Below are 18,465 nucleotides of genomic sequence, written 5' to 3' on the forward strand. Positions count from 1 at the left end.
ATGCGAGTCAATTCATGAATAAAGAGATAACTCAAGTTGTTATCATTGGTGCGGGCCCTTCGGGTTCGACTGCCGCGGCATTACTCCATGCGCAAAACATACGTGTGTTGGTTATCGAAAAAGCACTTTTCCCACGCTTTTCTATTGGCGAAAGCTTATTACCTGCTTGTATGGAAGTGATAGAAGCGGCGGGAATGTTGCCTGATGTTATGCGTGCGGGTTTTCAATATAAAAATGGTGCAGCCTTTCGAAAAAATGGTGTATACGCTCAGTTTGATTTTACCGACAAATATTCGAATGGGCCGGGAACCACTTTTCAGGTACAGCGTAGTCAATTTGATAAAGTATTAGCGGATTCTGCTGTTAAGCAAGGGGTTGAAATTCGTTATCAACATCAACTGACGAATATCGAATTTGAAGAGAATAAATCACAATTATTGGTGACGGATCAACACGGTATAACGTATCAAATTGAAGCCGACTTCGTGCTGGATGCCAGTGGCTTTGGCCGAGTATTGCCTAAGTTACTCGATTTGGAAGAGCCATCGTGTTTACCTCCGAGAAAAGCCATCTTTACCCATATCATTGATCATATCTCCCCTGAACAACCAGACTACGACCGAAACAAGATACTGATCTCCGTCCATCCGCGTAATCCTGACGTATGGTACTGGCTCATTCCTTTTTCTAACGGCACATGTTCATTAGGTGTTGTCGGTGAACCGTCGTTTTTTGACGGCTATCCAAGTGATAAAATTGCGGCGATCCAGCAATTGGTGAATGAAATGCCTGAGCTGGCAGAACTGCTTTCGAAGTCCGAATATCCTAATCCTGCTGGTGAGCTAGGCGGCTATTCTGCAAATGTTAAGCACTTGGCCACGGTAAATTATGCGTTATTAGGCAATGCTGGTGAATTTTTAGACCCGGTGTTTTCATCAGGTGTAACGATAGCCATGAAATCGGCTCAGTTAGCAGTGTCTTGCGTTGTACGCCAACTAAAAAACGAAAGTGTAGATTGGCAGCAAGAGTATTCTCAGCCATTAATGGTCGGAGTGGATACGTTCCGCACTTATGTGGAAGGTTGGTACAACGGCATGTTACAAGAGGTGATTTTTTACCAAACGCCCAATCCAAGAATAAAGCAGATGATTTGCTCTATTCTTGCAGGATATGCTTGGGATCGTAGTAATCCTTATGTCGCTGAGCATCAACGACGCTTATCAAGTTTAGCTGAAATTATTCGTACTTCATCTCATTAATAATATCCGCACCGAAATTATGTTTTGGTGCGGATATGCATCTCACATTCTAATTTTATGGGTTTATTCTCTTGTAAGATTATTCCTACACCGCATTAACGTGTTGATAAATATGTATTTTAATCAATTTTGTTCTGATGCCCTATTCTTGGCAATGACGAGCAGGATCGTTAAACTAGTTGGATATTGGAATCAATATCACGAGAATGAATTTGTTACGTATCTACTTGCTGTTAATTTTAGCAATTAACTTACTTTTTAATACTGTTTATGCCGCCGATTATTTATCAGATTCGGAACGTACCTATTTAAAAACAAAAAAAGTCATTGTAATGGGTGTATTGTCTGAACCTTGGCTACCTTATTGGGGCGGCATTGAGAATACAATCGGTATTCAACATGATTATGCGGTAGGAATAGGAAAAGAGCTTGATGTAAAAATTGAATATCGTAGCTATCAATCGATAACTGATCTTGTTGCTGCTGTGCATGGTGGTGATGTGGATTTTGCTATTGGTTTTAGCAAAACAAAAGAGAGAGAAGAAAACATTTTATTCAGTTTGCCACTCTATAATAACCTACGAGTGATTTGGCTAAGGGACAAAAAATTAAATCAGCAAGATATGAGTCATTTGAAATGGGTTTGCGTACAAGGTTCATCTTATTGTGAAACATTAGAGCAGAGCCATTACCCACACATATTACTAGCACAAAGTTTCTTTGAATCAGCAGAAATGATGAAGCAAGGTTTAGCCGATGCAACGATAACCAACTATATATCACTCAATCATTATATCAGTCCTAATTCTGGATATGACGGTGAGATTATTGCAGATGGCCGATTAGGTGTCGAAATAAATAGAATTATTTTGCCGATAAAACATAATGAATTAAAAAACATTTTCGATAAACTCATTCTTGCTGAAGCAACAGGAAATACAGCTAATAAGATAGACTCGACTAATATTTATTTTTTGAATAATAAAGACAGCCTAAAATTATTAAGTCAAGAAAATAGCAATCAAATTGTCAGATACACCATAGAAGAAGATATATATCCACTCTCTTATTGTGATGAGGGTGATAATCAGGTGAAGGGATATGTCCATGATTTACTCAAGCTCATTGAGTCAAAAAGCTTTCTTAAATTTCAGTATGTGCCGGCCAATGGTAGAGATATTAGACAAATGCTTATCGATAATGAAGTCGATTTATTGCCTTCATTAAATGTCGATGACATCGATAATCGTGATTTTATAGCGACCCCACCTTACACTAATTTGCAATTTGGTTATGTGGTCACTAAAAAGCCTTTTCAACAGAAAAAATTAGCGATATTAGATCGTACTGGTTACTTATATAGCCACTTAAAAATCTATGAAGATAATAAAAAAGTTAAAGTTTATAGAGATCTTAAAAAGGTTATTCTAGATTTAAAATCAGGTAAGATAACTCATGCCTTAATGAATCAAGATATTATAAATCAGCAAATGGCATACCTTGGTGATAAGTTTTTGATACTTCCAGCAATAGATAATGAAGGTTACTCTATTAATATCGGTATGGTCTTTCGAAAGGATGAGTCGATATTGTTTGAAATGCTCAGCCGATCTTTAACTATGGTAACTGAGTCTGAGATTAATGCACTAAAATCACTCCATAAGAAAGTGAATGTGAATTATGGTTATGATAAGCAGCAAGTTATAATCTATTCTTTGATTGCAATGTGTATTTTTCTGTTTTTATTATTATTTGGAATAATTATATTTTATAAGTTAAAAAGTTCCTTAAAATACAGTCAAATCAGTTCAAAACTTTCAGAAGTTCAAGTGCAATGGCTGACAGATTTGCTCGATAAAATACCCAGCATGATCTTCATTTCAGATGTGAATGGGAAAGTAGTGTTATCTAACCGTTCATATAAGCAATGTAGCAAGGCTTCTCTAATTAGTGATGATGTGAATTGCCTCATATGTACTGGCATCGGATCTGTCGATCTGTCGAATAAACACTATCAGCTTGATGAGAAATATTATGTCATTAATCATGAATCGATTGCGCATCCCAAGAGTGGGGATACTCATTACTTGACCGTTTGCAGTGATATCACAGAACTCAAGCTCTCAGAATTGGCATTACGTGATTCTAATAATAAGGCACTAGAAGCTGTAGATGCGAGGAATCATTTTTTAGCTGTAATGAGTCATGAGCTTAGAACGCCAATTGCGGCCATGCTAGGGTTGATGGAGATTTTATCAACTCGAATTAAAAACGATGAGAGCCGTTTGTTATTGACGAATGCAATTCGTTCTGCCGAGAGAATTAAGCACCATGTCCATGAGATTTTAGATTTTTCAAAAATGGAAGCTCAGCAATTACAATTAGATATACGCCAGCATAATATTTTAGAAGAGTTATGTCCCACTATTAGAAGCTTTGAAGCGAGTGCTAAGTTGAAAGGCGTTGAGTTCGTTGTTGATTGGGTGCCGACAGCTATTATTTACGCAAAGTTTGATGCATTACGCTTAAATCAGGTTCTTACCAATGTATTAGCCAATGCTGTTAAATTCACTACGGCAGGTACGGTTTCCATCCACGTTGAATTGACGGAAGAACAGATAGTCTTTGCCGTAAAAGATACGGGGTGCGGAATGAATGAAGCGCACTTGGATTCGTTATTTAAGCCATTTATGCAAGCGGATAAAACCATTACTCGCCAATATGGCGGTACTGGGCTTGGTATGTCAATAGTATCGAATTTAGTCAATCTAATGGATGGTCATATTACAGTTTCCAGTACGCTGAATGAGGGGACTCAAGTAACAATAGTGCTTCCCATTTGTGGTGAGCCGCTATCTGAACCGTTGAGTCAACGTAACTACCGTTGCACTAACGAACGCATTATCGAGTGGTTGAAGTGTTGGCAAGTTTCGGTGAGTCAAGGTGGTGTATCCTTGGTCGATTTTGACGCGATAATGACCAAAAAACATCTCTATCCTGACCTGCTTATTGATAAGATAAAAGATAGTGAACAAGTGCTGGTTCAACCGAAAAAAATGAAACTTTGTGGGCATGTTTTGGTGGTTGATGATGACGCTATTAACCGTTTGTTATTAAAAAAACAGCTGCATGAACTTGGTGTGCAAGCAACCATTGTTGGTGATGGAGAAGAGGCATGCCACCTTTTACAAAGCGAAGACAGCCAGTTCGATTTACTACTAACGGACTGCCATATGCCTAAAATGGATGGTTTCGCTTTAGCAAGATTTGTTAAAAATCATATTCCGCAAGAGAGATATAAGGTGATTATCGGTTGTACGGCAGAAGACTCACGGTTGATCGCAGAGAAGGCTTACCAGTCTGGTATGGAACACGTGTTGTATAAACCCTATTCGTTGGCGTCGCTGTATACTATGTTGAGTGGTTATCTTTCTATGTATCCTTTAGTAAATGCTGACTCAAAAAGCTGGCTTGAGAGCTTTTTACCGGGTGAAAAAAGTGAAATTGCTTCTGTTGTGGCAGAATCTTTAGCGGCCGAGGTCGATAGACTCGAAAAGCATGATTCTGATTACAAAATGATAGCCCATCGTGTTAAAGGCTCTGCCGGAGCGCTTCAACTGGATTATCTCGCGAGTCTTGCGGTTAGCTTGGAGCGCGAATTAGAACCACAAGCTGTTGTATCTGCAAAACAACGACTGATAATGGAAATGAAAATCGTGATTACACAAGCACAAGAATGGTTAGATAAACAGCAACGAGTAGATGACGAATGAACATTTTGATTGTCGAAGATGATCGAATTCAAGCCACGAGTTTGAAACTGAAACTCAGACAACTTGGATTGAATAATGTCGATATTGCAGCAAATGGACACCAAGCGTTGGCTTTATGCTTGCGCAAAGAGATATCGCTGGTTTTTTGTGATATTCATATGCCGGAAATGGACGGAGTTACGCTTTTGTCGATGCTTGGGGATAAACATCCTTCACTCGGAATTATTATATTGAGTGCTGTTGACGATGCCGTGTTAGACCTTACTTATAACATGTGCTGTTTAGCGAGCTTTAATTTTGTCGATGTTTTGCGAAAACCCTATTCTATTGAGCAACTTGAAACCGTGATTCATGCGTTTCATGTGAAGTGTGAACAACAGGCCGCAAGCATTACGCCTATCTCATTAGGGTACAAAGAGATAGAAACAGCATTCAGTGAAGATTGGTTATTCAATTACTATCAACCTCAGTTTGATTTTAAAACGGGTGCCATGGTTGGAGTCGAGGCACTTGTCCGACTAGATCACCCAGTTCATGGTGTATTAAGCCCTGCGCATTTTCTGCCTCTTATTGAAGAGCTGAATTTGATGGATAAGCTGTTTTTAATTGTTTTGGATAAAGCATTATCGGCTTTAGGCAGTTTGTCAGCCGATCTCCAGTTATCAATCAATATCTCCCAGAGTAATTTACAACAGCTGATCTGTGACCCTATTCTTACTCTCTGTCACAAATACGCGTTTCCCACTGATAAACTTACGCTCGAGCTGACGGAAGATCATGTCTATAACGGTACGACAGCATCACTGGCTAATCTTGCGCGTTTAAGAATGCATGGTGTTGGTTTATCCATTGATGATTTTGGCACAGGCTACGCCTCTCTAAGTCAGCTTTCGAAATTACCCTTTACAGAACTTAAAGTAGATCAAAGCTTTGTCCGTGATCTCTCCACCAATTATAAAAACCAGCAACTCACCAACATGTGCTTATTGCTAGCGCAATCCTTAGGCTTGCATTGTGTTGTCGAAGGTGTGGAGGACGAAGATACTTGGCAATATTTACGTCATTTAGGCGTGGATACTTGCCAAGGTTATTATTCGGCGATGCCGATGCCGATTGGCGATCTCGCTGAACTGTATAGCAAAAATATCAGCAAGCAGTTAAGCCATCAAAGTATTGAAGATGGTGTGTATTGCTTATTAGTTGGAGAAAATTCGACTAGCGCTAATGCCCTAAGAAAAATGTTGATGAGAGAAAAACGCGTTACGCAGGTGGTCGTTGCCAGTGATCTCGCTTGCGCTGTAAAGAGATTGCGTGATTTACCTTTTAATTTAGTGGTTGTGGATAGCTACTGCAGTAAAGACGCTAGTTTGCAGTTGCATCAGCATATTGAATCGATGAATTTTAAGGGAAGACTTATTTTTCTCAATGAATATCATGAAGCAATATCTGCAGAACTTGCACATGCGCGCCACATTGTGAAATCAGCTGCATTGACTGACACCATTCAGAGCATAATGGGGGAGGTTGGGCGAACAGTTAATTTTCAACCTAGTTTTCGACTCAATGAAAGACTATCCAGCAGAGAGTTGAGTGTGGCAAATTTGTTGATTCAAGGTTTGACCAATAAGCAGATAGCTAATCAACTGGATATTAATCAGAAAACAGTCAGTACTTACAAAGCGAGAATTCAAAGTAAATTGGGCATTCGTTCGGCCATGGAGCTGATTCGTTACATTGAGCTCGATCATCTTAGTGCCAGTTTGAGCATCGCTTAAACTGAATGTCGATTTGCGTAAGCATTAGATTACACTTTTCGGTGAAAGTGTTTATTTATTATTACCAATCAACACGTTGTTAATTTATTGTTAATCGATTTTAGTGACACTCTTCACGGATTTTATTTTCAGATGGCAGGATTATCCCTTTAAGTTAGATCTAACGTAACTAAGATGTTAAAAAAAGGCTGATTTTCCAGTGAAATGTGCTGAAAATGTACTCAACACTAGATGATTTAGCACTATGGTCTGACCAGATGGCGCTTGGTAACTTTAATTCACTGAGTTTGAGTTAATTGTTGGGCTATTTATCTATTCCATTAGGTAAACCATGGAATTATGCATTTTTTTGCTACGATTTTATGGCAAATTACTTCAATGGTTGCTAATGTGTGCCGCTATCCTTAGGAGTTTTTAGATTTTTCTGCTTAGTTTTTGCGCTAAATAAATCTAAAGTTCTAGCGATGCTAGAGAGCTCTCAAGGAAGTCATGGATGCAAAAATAAAAACTTGGAGTTTATGCATGTATAAAAATAAAATCACCCAAGCCCTTCTTCTAGGGGCGGGTATGGCAGTGGCTGCCACTTCTACTTTTTCTCTCGCGGCTGATGTTCCAGCCGGAACCAAATTGGCCAAAGTTCAGGAAATCGTTCGCGGTAACGGTACTGAAGTCGCCACACTCGATCCTCACAAATCCCAAGGTGTTCCTGAGTCGCACGTAATTCGTGACTTATTGGAAGGGCTTGTAAACCAAGACGCGGATGGTAAAACCATTCCTGGTGTCGCAGAAAGTTGGGAAACCGCAGACAACAAAACCTTTATTTTCCATTTGCGCAAAAATGCAAAATGGTCAAATGGTGATCCTGTCACGGCTGGTGATTTTGTTTTCAGCTTCCAGCGCGCTGTCGACCCTGTAACGGCTTCTCCTTACTCTTGGTATATGGAATATACCAAGATGAAAAATGCAAAAGAGATTATTGCAGGAACGAAAGACAAAAGTGAACTTGGCGTTAAAGCTAAAGATGACCATACACTCGTTGTTGAACTTGAAGATGCTGTGCCTTATTTCGTCATGATGATGGGCCACACAACCGTGAAACCAGTCCATAAAGCGACGGTTGAAAAGTTTGGTGACCAATGGACCAAGCCTGAGCATTTTGTGGGTAACGGTGCCTATGTTGTTGACCAATGGGTTGTCAATGAGCGTTTAGTATTAAAACGTAACGAGCAATATTGGGACAATGACAAAACAGTCATTAACAAAGTCACTTTCTTGCCCATAGAAAACCAAGTATCAGAAATGAACCGTTTCCTAGCAGGCGAAATCGATATCTCTTATGAATTACCCACCGAGCACTTCAAGCGTCTGAAGAAAGAACACCCGGAATCAGTATCGATTCAGGGTAACTTGTGTACTTATTACTATCTGTTCAATACCAAAAAGGCACCCTTTGACGACGTTCGCGTGCGTAAAGCGATTTCTTACGCTATCGACCGTAACATTGTGAGTGATGCGATTTTGGGGCAAGGCCAAAAACCAGCTTATTTCTTAACACCTGAAATTACTGCAGGCTTTAATCCTCAAATGCCAGCATATGGCAAGATGACGCAAAAAGAGCGCGATGCAGAAGCGGCAAAATTGTTGGCTGAAGCGGGCTTTAATAAAGACAACCCTCTGAAATTCAGCCTCCTCTACAATACATCGGAAAACCACAAGAAAATCGCTGTAGCACTGGGTTCTATGTGGAAAAAAACGCTCGGTATTAATGTCGTATTAGAGAACCAAGAGTGGAAAACCTATCTAGATTCTAAAGATCAAGGTAACTTTGAAGTGGCACGTGCTGGTTGGTGTGGTGACTATAATGAAGCGTCTTCATTCTTGACCTTGATGGTGAGCAATAACACCACGGGTGGTTTGCACTACCAAAGCGCTGAATACGATGCAATTATTGATAAAGCGCTAAAATCAACCTCTGAAGAGGAGCGCACTAAGCTATATCTGGATGCTGAAAAACTATTAACCAAAGATATGCCGATTGCCCCTATCTATCAGTATGTTAAATCTCGTTTATTATCTCCTAATGTAGGCGGCTTCCCGATGAATAACGCGGAAGAGAAGATCTACTCAAAAGATCTTTATATCACAGCAAAGTAAGTCCACTTACGCTGATAAAAATATAACGACTTAGACACTGCATGTAGCTATCTTCAGATAGTAATTTATATGCAGCGTCTTTCTAATTTTCATTGTCACAGACTGAAAGAGTGAGTTTATGCTTAAATTCATCGCAAAAAGGATATTGGAAGCGATACCAACCATGTTGGTGTTGATCACAGTATCTTTCTTTCTCATGCGTTTCGCTCCGGGTAACCCATTCTCAAGCGAGCGTCCTTTACCACCGGAAGTGATGGCCAACATTGAGGCTAAATATGGCTTAGACAAACCCGTCTCTGAGCAATACTTCACCTACTTGACCAATATTTTGCAAGGTGATTTTGGCCCATCATTCAAATACCAAGATTATACGGTGAATGAATTGATCGCCGTTGCTTTGCCTGTCTCGGCAAAAGTCGGCTTTATCGCGTTTATTTTTACTGTTATCGCGGGTGTTTCCATCGGTACGATTGCCGCACTAAAACACAACACTTGGATTGACTACACCATCATGTCGACGGCAATGATTGGCGTGGTGATGCCGTCGTTTGTTCTCGCCCCAGCTTTAATTTATCTCTTCTCCTTGCATTGGAAAATATTCCCGGCTGGTGGTTGGTTAGATGGAAGTTTCCAATATTTAGTACTGCCAGTGCTGGGTATGTCGATGCTCTATATTGCCACCTTTGCCCGCATCACCCGTGGCTCAATGATAGAAACACTCAACAGTAACTTTATTCGCACGGCACGCGCGAAAGGATTGAGTTATCCCTATATCGTTGTTAACCATGCGTTGAAGCCAGCTTTACTGCCTGTTGTGTCGTACATGGGGCCTGCGTTTGTCGGTATTATTACGGGGTCTGTGGTGATTGAAACGATTTTCGGTCTACCGGGTATCGGTAAGCTGTTTGTTAACGCTGCATTTAACCGCGATTACTCATTGGTGATGGGTGTAACCATTTTAATTGGTTTCCTATTTATTCTTTTCAACGCCATTGTTGATATTTTGCTTGCGGTCATTGACCCGAAAATTCGCTACTAACAGGGACGTATGGTTATGTTAACGAAAAGAGAAAACCTAGCCGCGGTTGAGAAGTTTTCTGAAAACTTAGAAATAGCTGGCCGCAGCTTATGGCAAGATGCGCGAATTCGCTTTATGCGTAACAGAGCGGCAATGGTCAGTTTGTGTATTTTGACGATGATGACCCTTGCGGTGATCGTACTACCGATGATGGCCCCGTATACCTATGACAATACGGACTGGTATTCAATGCACGTTGGGCCCAATGCGGATCATTGGTTCGGCACCGATAGCCTTGGGCGTGATTTGTATGTGCGTACCTTAGTTGGTGGGCGAATTTCGCTGATGGTTGGCGTAATGGGCGCGTTGGTTGCTGTTCTGATCGGCACACTTTATGGTGCGGCGTCGGGCTTCATTGGCGGTAAAGTAGACCGCATTATGATGCGTATTTTGGAGATTCTATACGCTGTTCCTTTCATGTTCCTTGTTATTGTGTTGGTCACGTTTTTTGGCCGCAATATCGTACTTATCTTCGTCGCTATCGGTGCAATTGCATGGCTTGATATGGCGCGAATTGTGCGTGGCCAAACCTTGAGCCTACGCAGCAAAGAGTTTATTGAAGCGGCGCATGTGTGTGGCGTCAGCAACTGGAAAATTATTACACGTCATATTGTGCCAAACGTGTTGGGTATTGTAGCGGTCTATTCGACGCTGTTGATCCCAAGTATGATTTTGACAGAGTCATTTTTATCTTTCCTTGGTCTTGGTGTTCAAGAGCCGATGACAAGCTGGGGAGCACTTCTACAAGAAGGTTCACAAACAATGGAAGTCGCTATTTGGCAACTTGCTTTCCCAGCCGCGTTCATGGTGGTCACCCTGTTTTGCTTTAACTATGTCGGTGATGGTCTGCGCGATGCGCTTGATCCTAAAGACCGATAATTAAAAGATTAAGGAAGCAATAATGAGCTTATTAGATGTCAAAGATCTGCGGGTCGAATTTACCACTCAAGATGGTATTGTTACCGCTGTCAACGATTTAACTTTTTCACTGGAGCAAGGCGAAACCCTCGGTATCGTAGGGGAGTCTGGCTCTGGTAAATCGCAAACCGTGTTCGCTATTATGGGCCTACTTGCCAAAAATGGTATTATCACGGGTAGCGCAAAATTTGAAGGGAAAGAGATCCTCAATTTGCCAGAAAAAGCCTTGAACAAAGTGCGCGCTGAACAAATTGCGATGATCTTCCAAGATCCAATGACGTCACTGAATCCTTATATGAAGGTCAGCGAGCAGTTGATGGAAGTGCTGATGCTGCACAAAGGAATGAGCAAGTCGGCTGCGTTTGAAGAGTCGGTACGTATGCTAGAGGCGGTTAAAATCCCCGAAGCGCGTAAGCGAATTACCATGTATCCGCATGAGTTTTCTGGCGGTATGCGTCAACGCGTTATGATTGCAATGGCGTTGTTATGTCGGCCTAAGTTACTGATTGCCGATGAACCCACCACCGCATTGGACGTAACGGTGCAAGCCCAAATTATGGATTTGTTGAATGAACTCAAAAGCGAATTCAATACCGCTATTATCATGATCACCCATGATCTGGGTGTGGTTGCGGGTTCATGTGACAAAGTATTGGTAATGTATGCAGGGCGTACGATGGAATATGGCTCTGTGGATGAGATTTTCTACAACCCGAGTCACCCTTACGCTGAAGGTTTATTAAAAGCCATTCCTCGTTTGGATACGGAAGGTGAAATATTACCAACAATCCCTGGAAACCCACCTAACTTGCTACGATTGCCACCGGGTTGCCCTTATCAAGAGCGCTGCCACCGAGTGACAGAACGCTGTAAACGTGAAGCACCTATTTTATTGCCATTTGCCGATGGTCGCCAACGTGCCTGTTTTTCTGATTGGGAGGCTTGGGTTAAATGAGCGAACAAAAACCATTATTACTGGATGTAAAGAACCTCAAAGTTCACTTCAATATTGCCTCTAAATCCGCGTGGCCGTGGTCTAAACCATCCAACCTAAAAGCCGTAGATGGCGTTAATGTGCGCCTATATGAGGGTGAAACTCTCGGCGTAGTAGGCGAATCAGGTTGCGGAAAGTCTACTTTTGCGCGAGCGATCATTGGTTTAGTCGAAGCCACCGAGGGTGAAGTGGTGTGGCTAGGAAATGATTTGACGAAAATGCATGAGGTTGAGCGTCGCAAAACCCGTAAGCAAATTCAGATGATTTTCCAAGACCCACTGGCGTCATTGAACCCAAGAATGTCGGTTGGCGATATTATTGCAGAGCCACTTCAAACCTTTTATCCAGAACTTTCGAAGCAAGAAGTAAAGGATCGTGTAAAAGAGATGATGACAAAAGTCGGTTTATTGCCGAACGTCATTAACCGCTATCCCCATGAATTCTCTGGTGGTCAGTGTCAACGTATTGGTATTGCCCGTGCGCTCATTTTAAAACCGAAAATGATCATCTGTGATGAGCCAGTTTCTGCTTTGGATGTTTCAATCCAAGCGCAAGTGGTTAACCTGCTCAAAGAGCTGCAAAATGAGCTTGGTTTAAGTTTGGTTTTTATTGCCCATGATTTATCGGTAGTGAAACACATCTCTGATCGTGTACTCGTGATGTATTTAGGCAATGCGGTCGAGCTTGGCACCTCGGAGGCGTTGTTTGCGAATCCATCACACCCTTACACCAAAGCTTTGATGTCGGCTGTGCCAATTCCAGATCCAAAACTGGAGCGTGCTAAGAAAATTCAGATGCTAGAAGGGGATTTACCCTCGCCAATCAACCCGCCTTCTGGATGTGTTTTCCGTACCCGCTGTCCTCAAGCGACGGAAATTTGCGCACAGCAAAAACCGCAGATTAAAGGTAGTGATGAACATGCTGTGTCTTGTTTGCATGTCGAGCTCTAAATTTAGCCTGTGACAGGCTTAAGCGCGACGCATTTCTGGGTCGCGCTTTTTTTATCTGTGCACTTAGCGGGGTAAATAGCACTGTTCAAAATTTCTGAATAACAAGGACAACTTCCTCCGGTTTTACCATTTTCTATCCTACTTATAATAAAAAAGTCATCGGAATGAGGAGTGGAGATCATGGGAAAATTAGTTGAAGGCGTCTGGCACGATGTTTGGTATGACACCAAAAGCAGCGCTGGGCATTTTGTACGCGAAGACGCAGGATTCAGACACTGGGTCGACAGCCAGCCAGACGCACGATTTCAACCAGAATCGGGCCGTTATCATTTGTATGTCTCTTTGGCATGCCCTTGGGCTCACCGTACATTGATTTTTCGCCAACTCAAATCACTCACCGAACACATTGATGTTACGGTCGTTTGTCCTGACATGCTAAGTGAAGGCTGGTCTTTTGGCATTCCTGAACCTCTGTTCGGCTATACCAAGCTCCATCAAATCTACACCAAAGCAAAGGTAGATTATTCAGGGCGAGTAACTGTACCTGTGCTGTGGGATAAGAAGACCAATACCATTGTTAGCAATGAATCTTCTGAGATTATTCGCATGTTTAACAGTGCTTTTAATGAGTTAACGGGTAACCAGCACGACTACTATCCGCAAGTACTCAGCAAAGCTATCGATGAATGGAATGCGTATATCTACCCCAATATTAATAATGGCGTCTATCGATGTGGGTTTGCGACCACGCAAGAGGCTTATGACGATGCTTATGATGCACTTTTCACTGCGTTAGATAAGGTCAACAACCATCTAGCAACGCATCGTTACTTGATCGGTAACCAGATCACCGAGGCGGATTGGCGTTTATTCACTACACTTATCCGTTTTGACGCTGTTTACGTCGGGCATTTTAAATGCAATAAACAGCGGATCGCCGATTATGAGAACTTAAGCGGTTACTTAAAAGAGCTGTACCAAATTGACGGAATCAAAGAAACGACCGATTTTTACCACATCAAACGCCACTATTATTTCAGCCATATCGGCATTAACCCAACGCAAGTGGTACCTAAGGGGCCGGATCTTGATCTTGATACGCCCCATGAGCGCGGCTTTATTGGGTTATAACGAGGGTGGAAGTGTGCTATAAAAAAGGCTCTTATGTGATACATAAGAGCCTTTTAATCAGCAAGTTAAGCTAAGAATTTTATTTTGTTTCTTGGCTTGCTTGAATCGCCGTCAACGCGATTGTGTAAACAATATCGTCAACCAACGCACCGCGAGACAAATCGTTTACTGGTTTACGCATGCCTTGCAGCATTGGACCGATAGAAACAAGGTCTGCTGAGCGTTGTACCGCTTTGTAAGTTGTATTACCTGTGTTTAGGTCAGGGAAGACAAATACCGTTGCTTTACCAGCGACTGGAGAGTTTGGTGCTTTAGAAGCCGCCACGTTTTCCATAATTGCAGCATCGTATTGCAGAGGACCGTCGATAATAAGATCTGGACGTTTCTCTTGAGCAATGCGCGTCGCTTCACGCACTTTATCTACATCAGCACCTTTACCTGATTCACCCGTCGAGTAGGAAATCATCGCCACGCGCGGGTCAATGCCGAATGCTGCCGCAGAATCGGCCGATTGAATCGCAATTTCAGCAAGCTGTTCAGCATTTGGATCTGGGTTGATGGCGCAGTCGCCGTATACCAACACTTGATCAGGCAATAGCATGAAGAAGATAGAGGATACAATCGAGGCATTTGGCGCGGTCTTAATGATTTGGAATGGAGGAACAATGGTGTTGGCTGTGGTATGAACCGCACCAGAAACCAAACCGTCAACTTCATCCGCTTCAAGCATCATTGTGCCAAGGAATACTGAATCTTGCAGTTTTTCACGAGCCACAACTTCCGTCATGCCTTTTGAACCACGCAGCTCAACCAAGCGAGCAACGTAGTTTTCGCGCACTGAGTCAGCATCGATAATTTCAACGCCAGCACCTAACTCAACACCTTGCTGCGCAGCAACACGGCGGATTTCATCAGGGTTACCAAGTAGAACACAAGTCGCAATACCGCGCTCAGCACAAATAGATGCCGCTTTTACCGTGCGTGGTTCATCCCCTTCAGGAAGCACAATACGTTTACCTGCACGACGAGCATACTCAGTTAACTGGTAACGGAATGCTGGCGGGCTAAGGCGACGAATACCTTGCGTGCCCTCAGTGAGCGAATTAATCCAAGGGCCATCGATGTGGCTAGCAACATGATCGCTGATGAACTCGATACGTTCTTTATCGTCAGCTGGAACTTCTAGGCTAAAGCTTTGTAGGTTGAGTGACGTTTGCCAAGTGTTACCTTGCGCTTTAAAAATAGGCAAGCCGCTTTCAAAGGCTGGTTTACATAGGTTCACAATCTCTTGTGGCATGTCGTAACCGCCAGTCAGCAGCACCGCACCAATTTCAACGCCATTCATTGCGGCCAGAGAGGCGGCAACAATCACATCAGGACGATCGGCCGATGTCACTAAGAGTGACCCTGGCTTAAAGTGCTCAATCATGTGTGGCAAAGAACGCGCACAGAAAGTGATGCTCTTAATACGACGAGACTTAATTTCACCTTCATTAATGATTTCAGCTTTCAGGTGTTTGGCCATATCAATAGCACGAGTCGCGATAAGATCGATACTCCAAGGCACGCAACCTAACACACGAATTGGGCTAGTGTTGAAGATCTGCATCACTTCTAAATTGGCTTGTTTCGCGCTATCTGCATCATCAAAAATTTCTGATAAGTCAGGGCGAGTACGGCCTGCTTCATCAACAGGGGCATTAAGCTTGTTGATAATAACACCTGAAATGTTTTTATTTTTTGTTCCACCAAAGTTTGAGCACGCAACTTCAATACGCTCTTTCAACTGAGTTGGGTTGTCCGTTCCCGGAGTCGCGACAAACACAATTTCTGCGCCCAGTGTTTTGGCAATTTCTGCGTTCACTTGGTTCGCGAATGGGTGTTTGCGTGTTGGCACAAGGCCTTCAATCAGCGTTACTTCAGAATCTTTATTGATGTGGTTGTAACGCTCAACGACGGTTTCAAGCAACACATCCATCTTTTCGCTACCGATCAACGTTTCTGCCGCTGACATCATCATCGGTTCTGCAATGCTGATGTCGCTGTTGCGACCGATAATCGTTGAAGTGAGATCAGGTTGATCGCCACCCGAGCGAGGTTGTGCAATAGGCTTATAAAAAGAAACGCTAACACCTTTACGCTCCATGGCGCGAAGGACACCCATGCTCACGCTGGTAAGACCAACACCAGCGCTGATAGGGATAAGCATAATAGTACGGGACATGAGTAGAGTACCTCAAACTATTGAAATCAATCTAACCGAAACTAGATTGAAAAAGGAACAAAGCCCAACATGACCTTCTTCGGAAATAAGCCTGATGACCTAAATCGCTAGAAACTAAGGGTTGAGCCCCGGTAAAAAACTGGCTAACTCAGAGAGTTAGCCAGAAAGTCAATTAAAGACCTGCCAGACGAGCAGTATCTTCAGCAATCACTAGCTCTTCATTGGTCGAGATAACCATAGCTGGAATACGGCTGTTTGCCGTTGTGATCACACCTTCGCCGCCAAAACGTGCTTTTAGGTTTGCTGCGCTGTCGACTTCGATACCGAAGATAGCCAAACGGTTTAGTACCATTTCACGGATAGGGCCTGAGTTCTCACCGATACCACCAGTGAAGACGATAGCGTCTAGGCGACCGTCAAGGCTTGCTGTGTAGCCAGCCACGTATTTTGCTAGGCGGTGGCAGAACACGTCCATTGCACGAGTCGCTTCTTCTTTCTCACCGTAGTTATCTTCAACAAAACGGCAATCCGAAGTCACTTGAGTTAAGCCTTGTAGGCCAGACTCTTTGGTTAGCATAGTGTTGATTTGATCAACAGAGTAACCCAGTGCATCGTGCAGGTGGAAAATGATTGCAGGGTCGATGTCACCACAACGTGTGCCCATCACCAAACCTTCAAGCGGCGTTAGACCCATTGAAGTATCAACTGATTGACCGTTTTTGATCGCACAAACAGAAGCACCATTGCCTAGGTGACAGTTGATGATGTTAACTTCTTCAACTGGCTTGTTGAGTAGGCCTGCAACTTCACGAGTGATGAATAAGTGTGAAGTACCATGCATGCCATAACGACGGATACCATGCTCTTTGTATAGATTGTACGGAAGAGCATATAGGAAAGACTCTTCAGGCATAGTTTGATGGAACGCAGTATCAAACACAGCTACGTTTTGAAGCTCAGGGAAGTTTTTCTTAGCGGCTTCGATACCGATGATGTGTGCTGGGTTATGAAGCGGTGCAAAGGTTGCAGCGTCTTGGATACCTTTCAGTACATCATCAGAGATAAGTGCAGATTGAGTGAACTGCTCACCACCGTGTACGATACGGTGACCGATAGCGCCAAGGTTAGCTTTAAGCTCTGGCTTAGAAGCAAGAATAGTTTCAACCATAAACGCGAGTGCTTCTTCGTGCGCTGCACCTTCGCCTAGTTGCGCTTCGTGTTTACCGTCAAGTTTCCACTTGATACGTGCTTCAGGAAGGTGAAGACATTCAGCAAGACCTGATAGGTGCTCAGCACCTGTTTCTGCATCGACAACAGCAAATTTAAGAGAAGAACTACCGCAGTTTAAAACTAAAACTAGCTTAGACATGTGTGACTACCTGTAATAATCGGTTAGGATAAAAATCATTCACAAGAATAGTAGAACCGTTGTGGAGCGCTACTAATCTTGGTCAATAAAACTTGAATTTCCGTATAATGAGACGGGGCTTTTAACGTAAAGTCGTCGATGCATTCCTTGCAGATTTCATCTCGGAGTTGCCTAAATTGTAAATAACGGCAACAATGAGATTGAGGGCTCGCAAAGAATAGCGATAATGGGCCAATATAACAAAAAAAAATTGAAATAATATTAACTTCTATCAATTTTTTACTAGATTAGTTGAATCATTAAACTATTTTTTAGTTGAATGGGCAGCATCGAGAGTGAGGGCGCGCTATGAATAACAAAGTTGGAATCGTTCACAGCCTGAAAGATGGTCAGAAATATATGGATGTTTGGCCTGTGCGCAAAGAGCTAGGCCTCATTTTTCCTGAGCAACGGATCATTAAAGCCACGCGTTTTGGCGTTAAGGCTATGCCAGCTATCGCCGCAATCAGTGTACTGACACAGATGGTTTTTGAAAATACACAGGCGATGCCCCAAGCAGTGGTAGTGGCACTTTTTGCCATAAGCTTACCGCTACAAGGTATGTGGTGGCTGGGAAACCGCGCCAATACCCAGCTTCCACCTTCGCTTGCTGGGTGGTACCGAGAGCTGTACCAGAAGATTGTCGATACTGGTTTTGCTTTAGAGCCAATCAAAGCGAAGCCGAGATACAAAGAGCTGGCTGCTATCCTCAACCGAGCATTCCGTCAGTTAGATGACGCCGCGTTAGAACGCTGGTTCTAGCCACCCAGGTAGCATGTGAATAAAAGGCAAAGAGGACTT

12 protein-coding genes are annotated in these 18,465 nt (G+C 42.8%); 10 read left to right on the plus strand and 2 right to left on the minus strand.

Annotated features, from left to right (window positions below):
* Positions 1 to 14: 14 nt before the first annotated feature.
* The 9 genes from NB504_RS15135 (at position 15) to NB504_RS15175 (ending at position 14,032) form a co-directional block, all read left to right on the plus strand.
* Positions 15 to 1,259, plus strand: coding sequence for an NAD(P)/FAD-dependent oxidoreductase (locus tag NB504_RS15135; protein ID WP_088732673.1), 1,245 nt, complete (start codon positions 15 to 17; stop codon positions 1,257 to 1,259).
* A 179-nt stretch (positions 1,260 to 1,438) separates the two neighbouring features.
* Positions 1,439 to 5,032, plus strand: coding sequence for an ATP-binding protein (locus NB504_RS15140; RefSeq protein WP_258429226.1), 3,594 nt, complete (start codon positions 1,439 to 1,441; stop codon positions 5,030 to 5,032).
* The gene (locus NB504_RS15145) at positions 5,029 to 6,807 is read left to right on the plus strand and encodes an EAL domain-containing protein (RefSeq protein ID WP_017048098.1); all 1,779 of its coding nucleotides are present in this window, start codon (positions 5,029 to 5,031) and stop codon (positions 6,805 to 6,807) included. The genes NB504_RS15140 and NB504_RS15145 overlap by 4 nt, the downstream gene beginning before the upstream one ends.
* Before the next feature lie 522 nt (positions 6,808 to 7,329).
* Positions 7,330 to 8,961, plus strand: a complete 1,632-nt coding sequence (locus NB504_RS15150) for an ABC transporter substrate-binding protein (protein WP_026028915.1) — start codon at positions 7,330 to 7,332, stop codon at positions 8,959 to 8,961.
* Between the two features lie 118 nt (positions 8,962 to 9,079).
* Entirely contained in the window at positions 9,080 to 10,000 is a 921-nt protein-coding gene (gene oppB / locus NB504_RS15155) for an oligopeptide ABC transporter permease OppB (RefSeq protein ID WP_013856495.1), read from the plus strand.
* A gap of 15 nt (positions 10,001 to 10,015) precedes the next feature.
* A complete protein-coding gene (oppC, locus tag NB504_RS15160; protein WP_026028150.1) occupies positions 10,016 to 10,918 on the plus strand; it encodes an oligopeptide ABC transporter permease OppC in 903 nt (300 codons plus the stop codon).
* 22 nt (positions 10,919 to 10,940) lie between these two features.
* Positions 10,941 to 11,912 carry an ABC transporter ATP-binding protein gene (locus tag NB504_RS15165; RefSeq protein WP_010319733.1) on the plus strand — a complete coding sequence of 324 codons (972 nt, stop codon included), beginning with the start codon at positions 10,941 to 10,943 and terminating at the stop codon, positions 11,910 to 11,912.
* Positions 11,909 to 12,901, plus strand: a complete 993-nt coding sequence (oppF, locus tag NB504_RS15170) for a murein tripeptide/oligopeptide ABC transporter ATP binding protein OppF (protein WP_010319732.1) — start codon at positions 11,909 to 11,911, stop codon at positions 12,899 to 12,901. Before NB504_RS15165 ends, oppF begins: the two co-directional genes overlap by 4 nt.
* 180 nt (positions 12,902 to 13,081) lie before the next feature.
* The gene (locus NB504_RS15175) at positions 13,082 to 14,032 is read left to right on the plus strand and encodes a glutathione S-transferase family protein (protein WP_258429227.1); all 951 of its coding nucleotides are present in this window, start codon (positions 13,082 to 13,084) and stop codon (positions 14,030 to 14,032) included.
* Positions 14,033 to 14,111: 79 nt separating this feature from the next.
* Here NB504_RS15175 and pta read toward each other — a convergent pair whose 3' ends face one another.
* Together pta and NB504_RS15185 are read right to left on the minus strand one after the other, a co-directional pair.
* On the minus strand, positions 14,112 to 16,256 hold the full coding sequence (gene pta, locus NB504_RS15180; protein ID WP_013856498.1) for a phosphate acetyltransferase: 2,145 nt from the start codon (positions 16,254 to 16,256) through the stop codon (positions 14,112 to 14,114).
* 172 nt (positions 16,257 to 16,428) lie between these two features.
* The gene (locus tag NB504_RS15185; protein WP_013856499.1) at positions 16,429 to 17,625 is read right to left on the minus strand and encodes an acetate kinase; all 1,197 of its coding nucleotides are present in this window, start codon (positions 17,623 to 17,625) and stop codon (positions 16,429 to 16,431) included.
* Positions 17,626 to 17,973: 348 nt separating this feature from the next.
* Between NB504_RS15185 and yfbV the strand changes: the two genes are divergently transcribed.
* Positions 17,974 to 18,426: a terminus macrodomain insulation protein YfbV gene (yfbV, locus tag NB504_RS15190; protein ID WP_013856500.1), complete on the plus strand. Its 453-nt coding sequence runs from the start codon at positions 17,974 to 17,976 to the stop codon at positions 18,424 to 18,426.
* The last annotated feature ends 39 nt before the right edge of the window (positions 18,427 to 18,465 follow it).

This window comes from Vibrio sp. RM-69-4 (assembly GCF_024743775.1).
GTDB lineage: Bacteria > Pseudomonadota > Gammaproteobacteria > Enterobacterales > Vibrionaceae > Vibrio > Vibrio anguillarum.

Excerpts from the sequence above, each read along its gene's own strand:
- oppB (WP_013856495.1), top strand. The coding sequence starts at position 9,080 with ATGCTTAAATTCATCGCAAAAAGGATATTGGAAGCGATACCAACCATG.
- NB504_RS15145 (WP_017048098.1), top strand. The coding sequence starts at position 5,029 with ATGAACATTTTGATTGTCGAAGATGATCGAATTCAAGCCACGAGTTTG.
- NB504_RS15175 (WP_258429227.1), top strand. The coding sequence starts at position 13,082 with ATGGGAAAATTAGTTGAAGGCGTCTGGCACGATGTTTGGTATGACACC.
- NB504_RS15150 (WP_026028915.1), top strand. The coding sequence starts at position 7,330 with ATGTATAAAAATAAAATCACCCAAGCCCTTCTTCTAGGGGCGGGTATG.
- pta (WP_013856498.1), bottom strand. The coding sequence starts at position 16,256 with ATGTCCCGTACTATTATGCTTATCCCTATCAGCGCTGGTGTTGGTCTT.
- NB504_RS15135 (WP_088732673.1), top strand. The coding sequence starts at position 15 with ATGAATAAAGAGATAACTCAAGTTGTTATCATTGGTGCGGGCCCTTCG.
- yfbV (WP_013856500.1), top strand. The coding sequence starts at position 17,974 with ATGAATAACAAAGTTGGAATCGTTCACAGCCTGAAAGATGGTCAGAAA.
- oppC (WP_026028150.1), top strand. The coding sequence starts at position 10,016 with ATGTTAACGAAAAGAGAAAACCTAGCCGCGGTTGAGAAGTTTTCTGAA.
- oppF (WP_010319732.1), top strand. The coding sequence starts at position 11,909 with ATGAGCGAACAAAAACCATTATTACTGGATGTAAAGAACCTCAAAGTT.
- NB504_RS15165 (WP_010319733.1), top strand. The coding sequence starts at position 10,941 with ATGAGCTTATTAGATGTCAAAGATCTGCGGGTCGAATTTACCACTCAA.
- NB504_RS15185 (WP_013856499.1), bottom strand. The coding sequence starts at position 17,625 with ATGTCTAAGCTAGTTTTAGTTTTAAACTGCGGTAGTTCTTCTCTTAAA.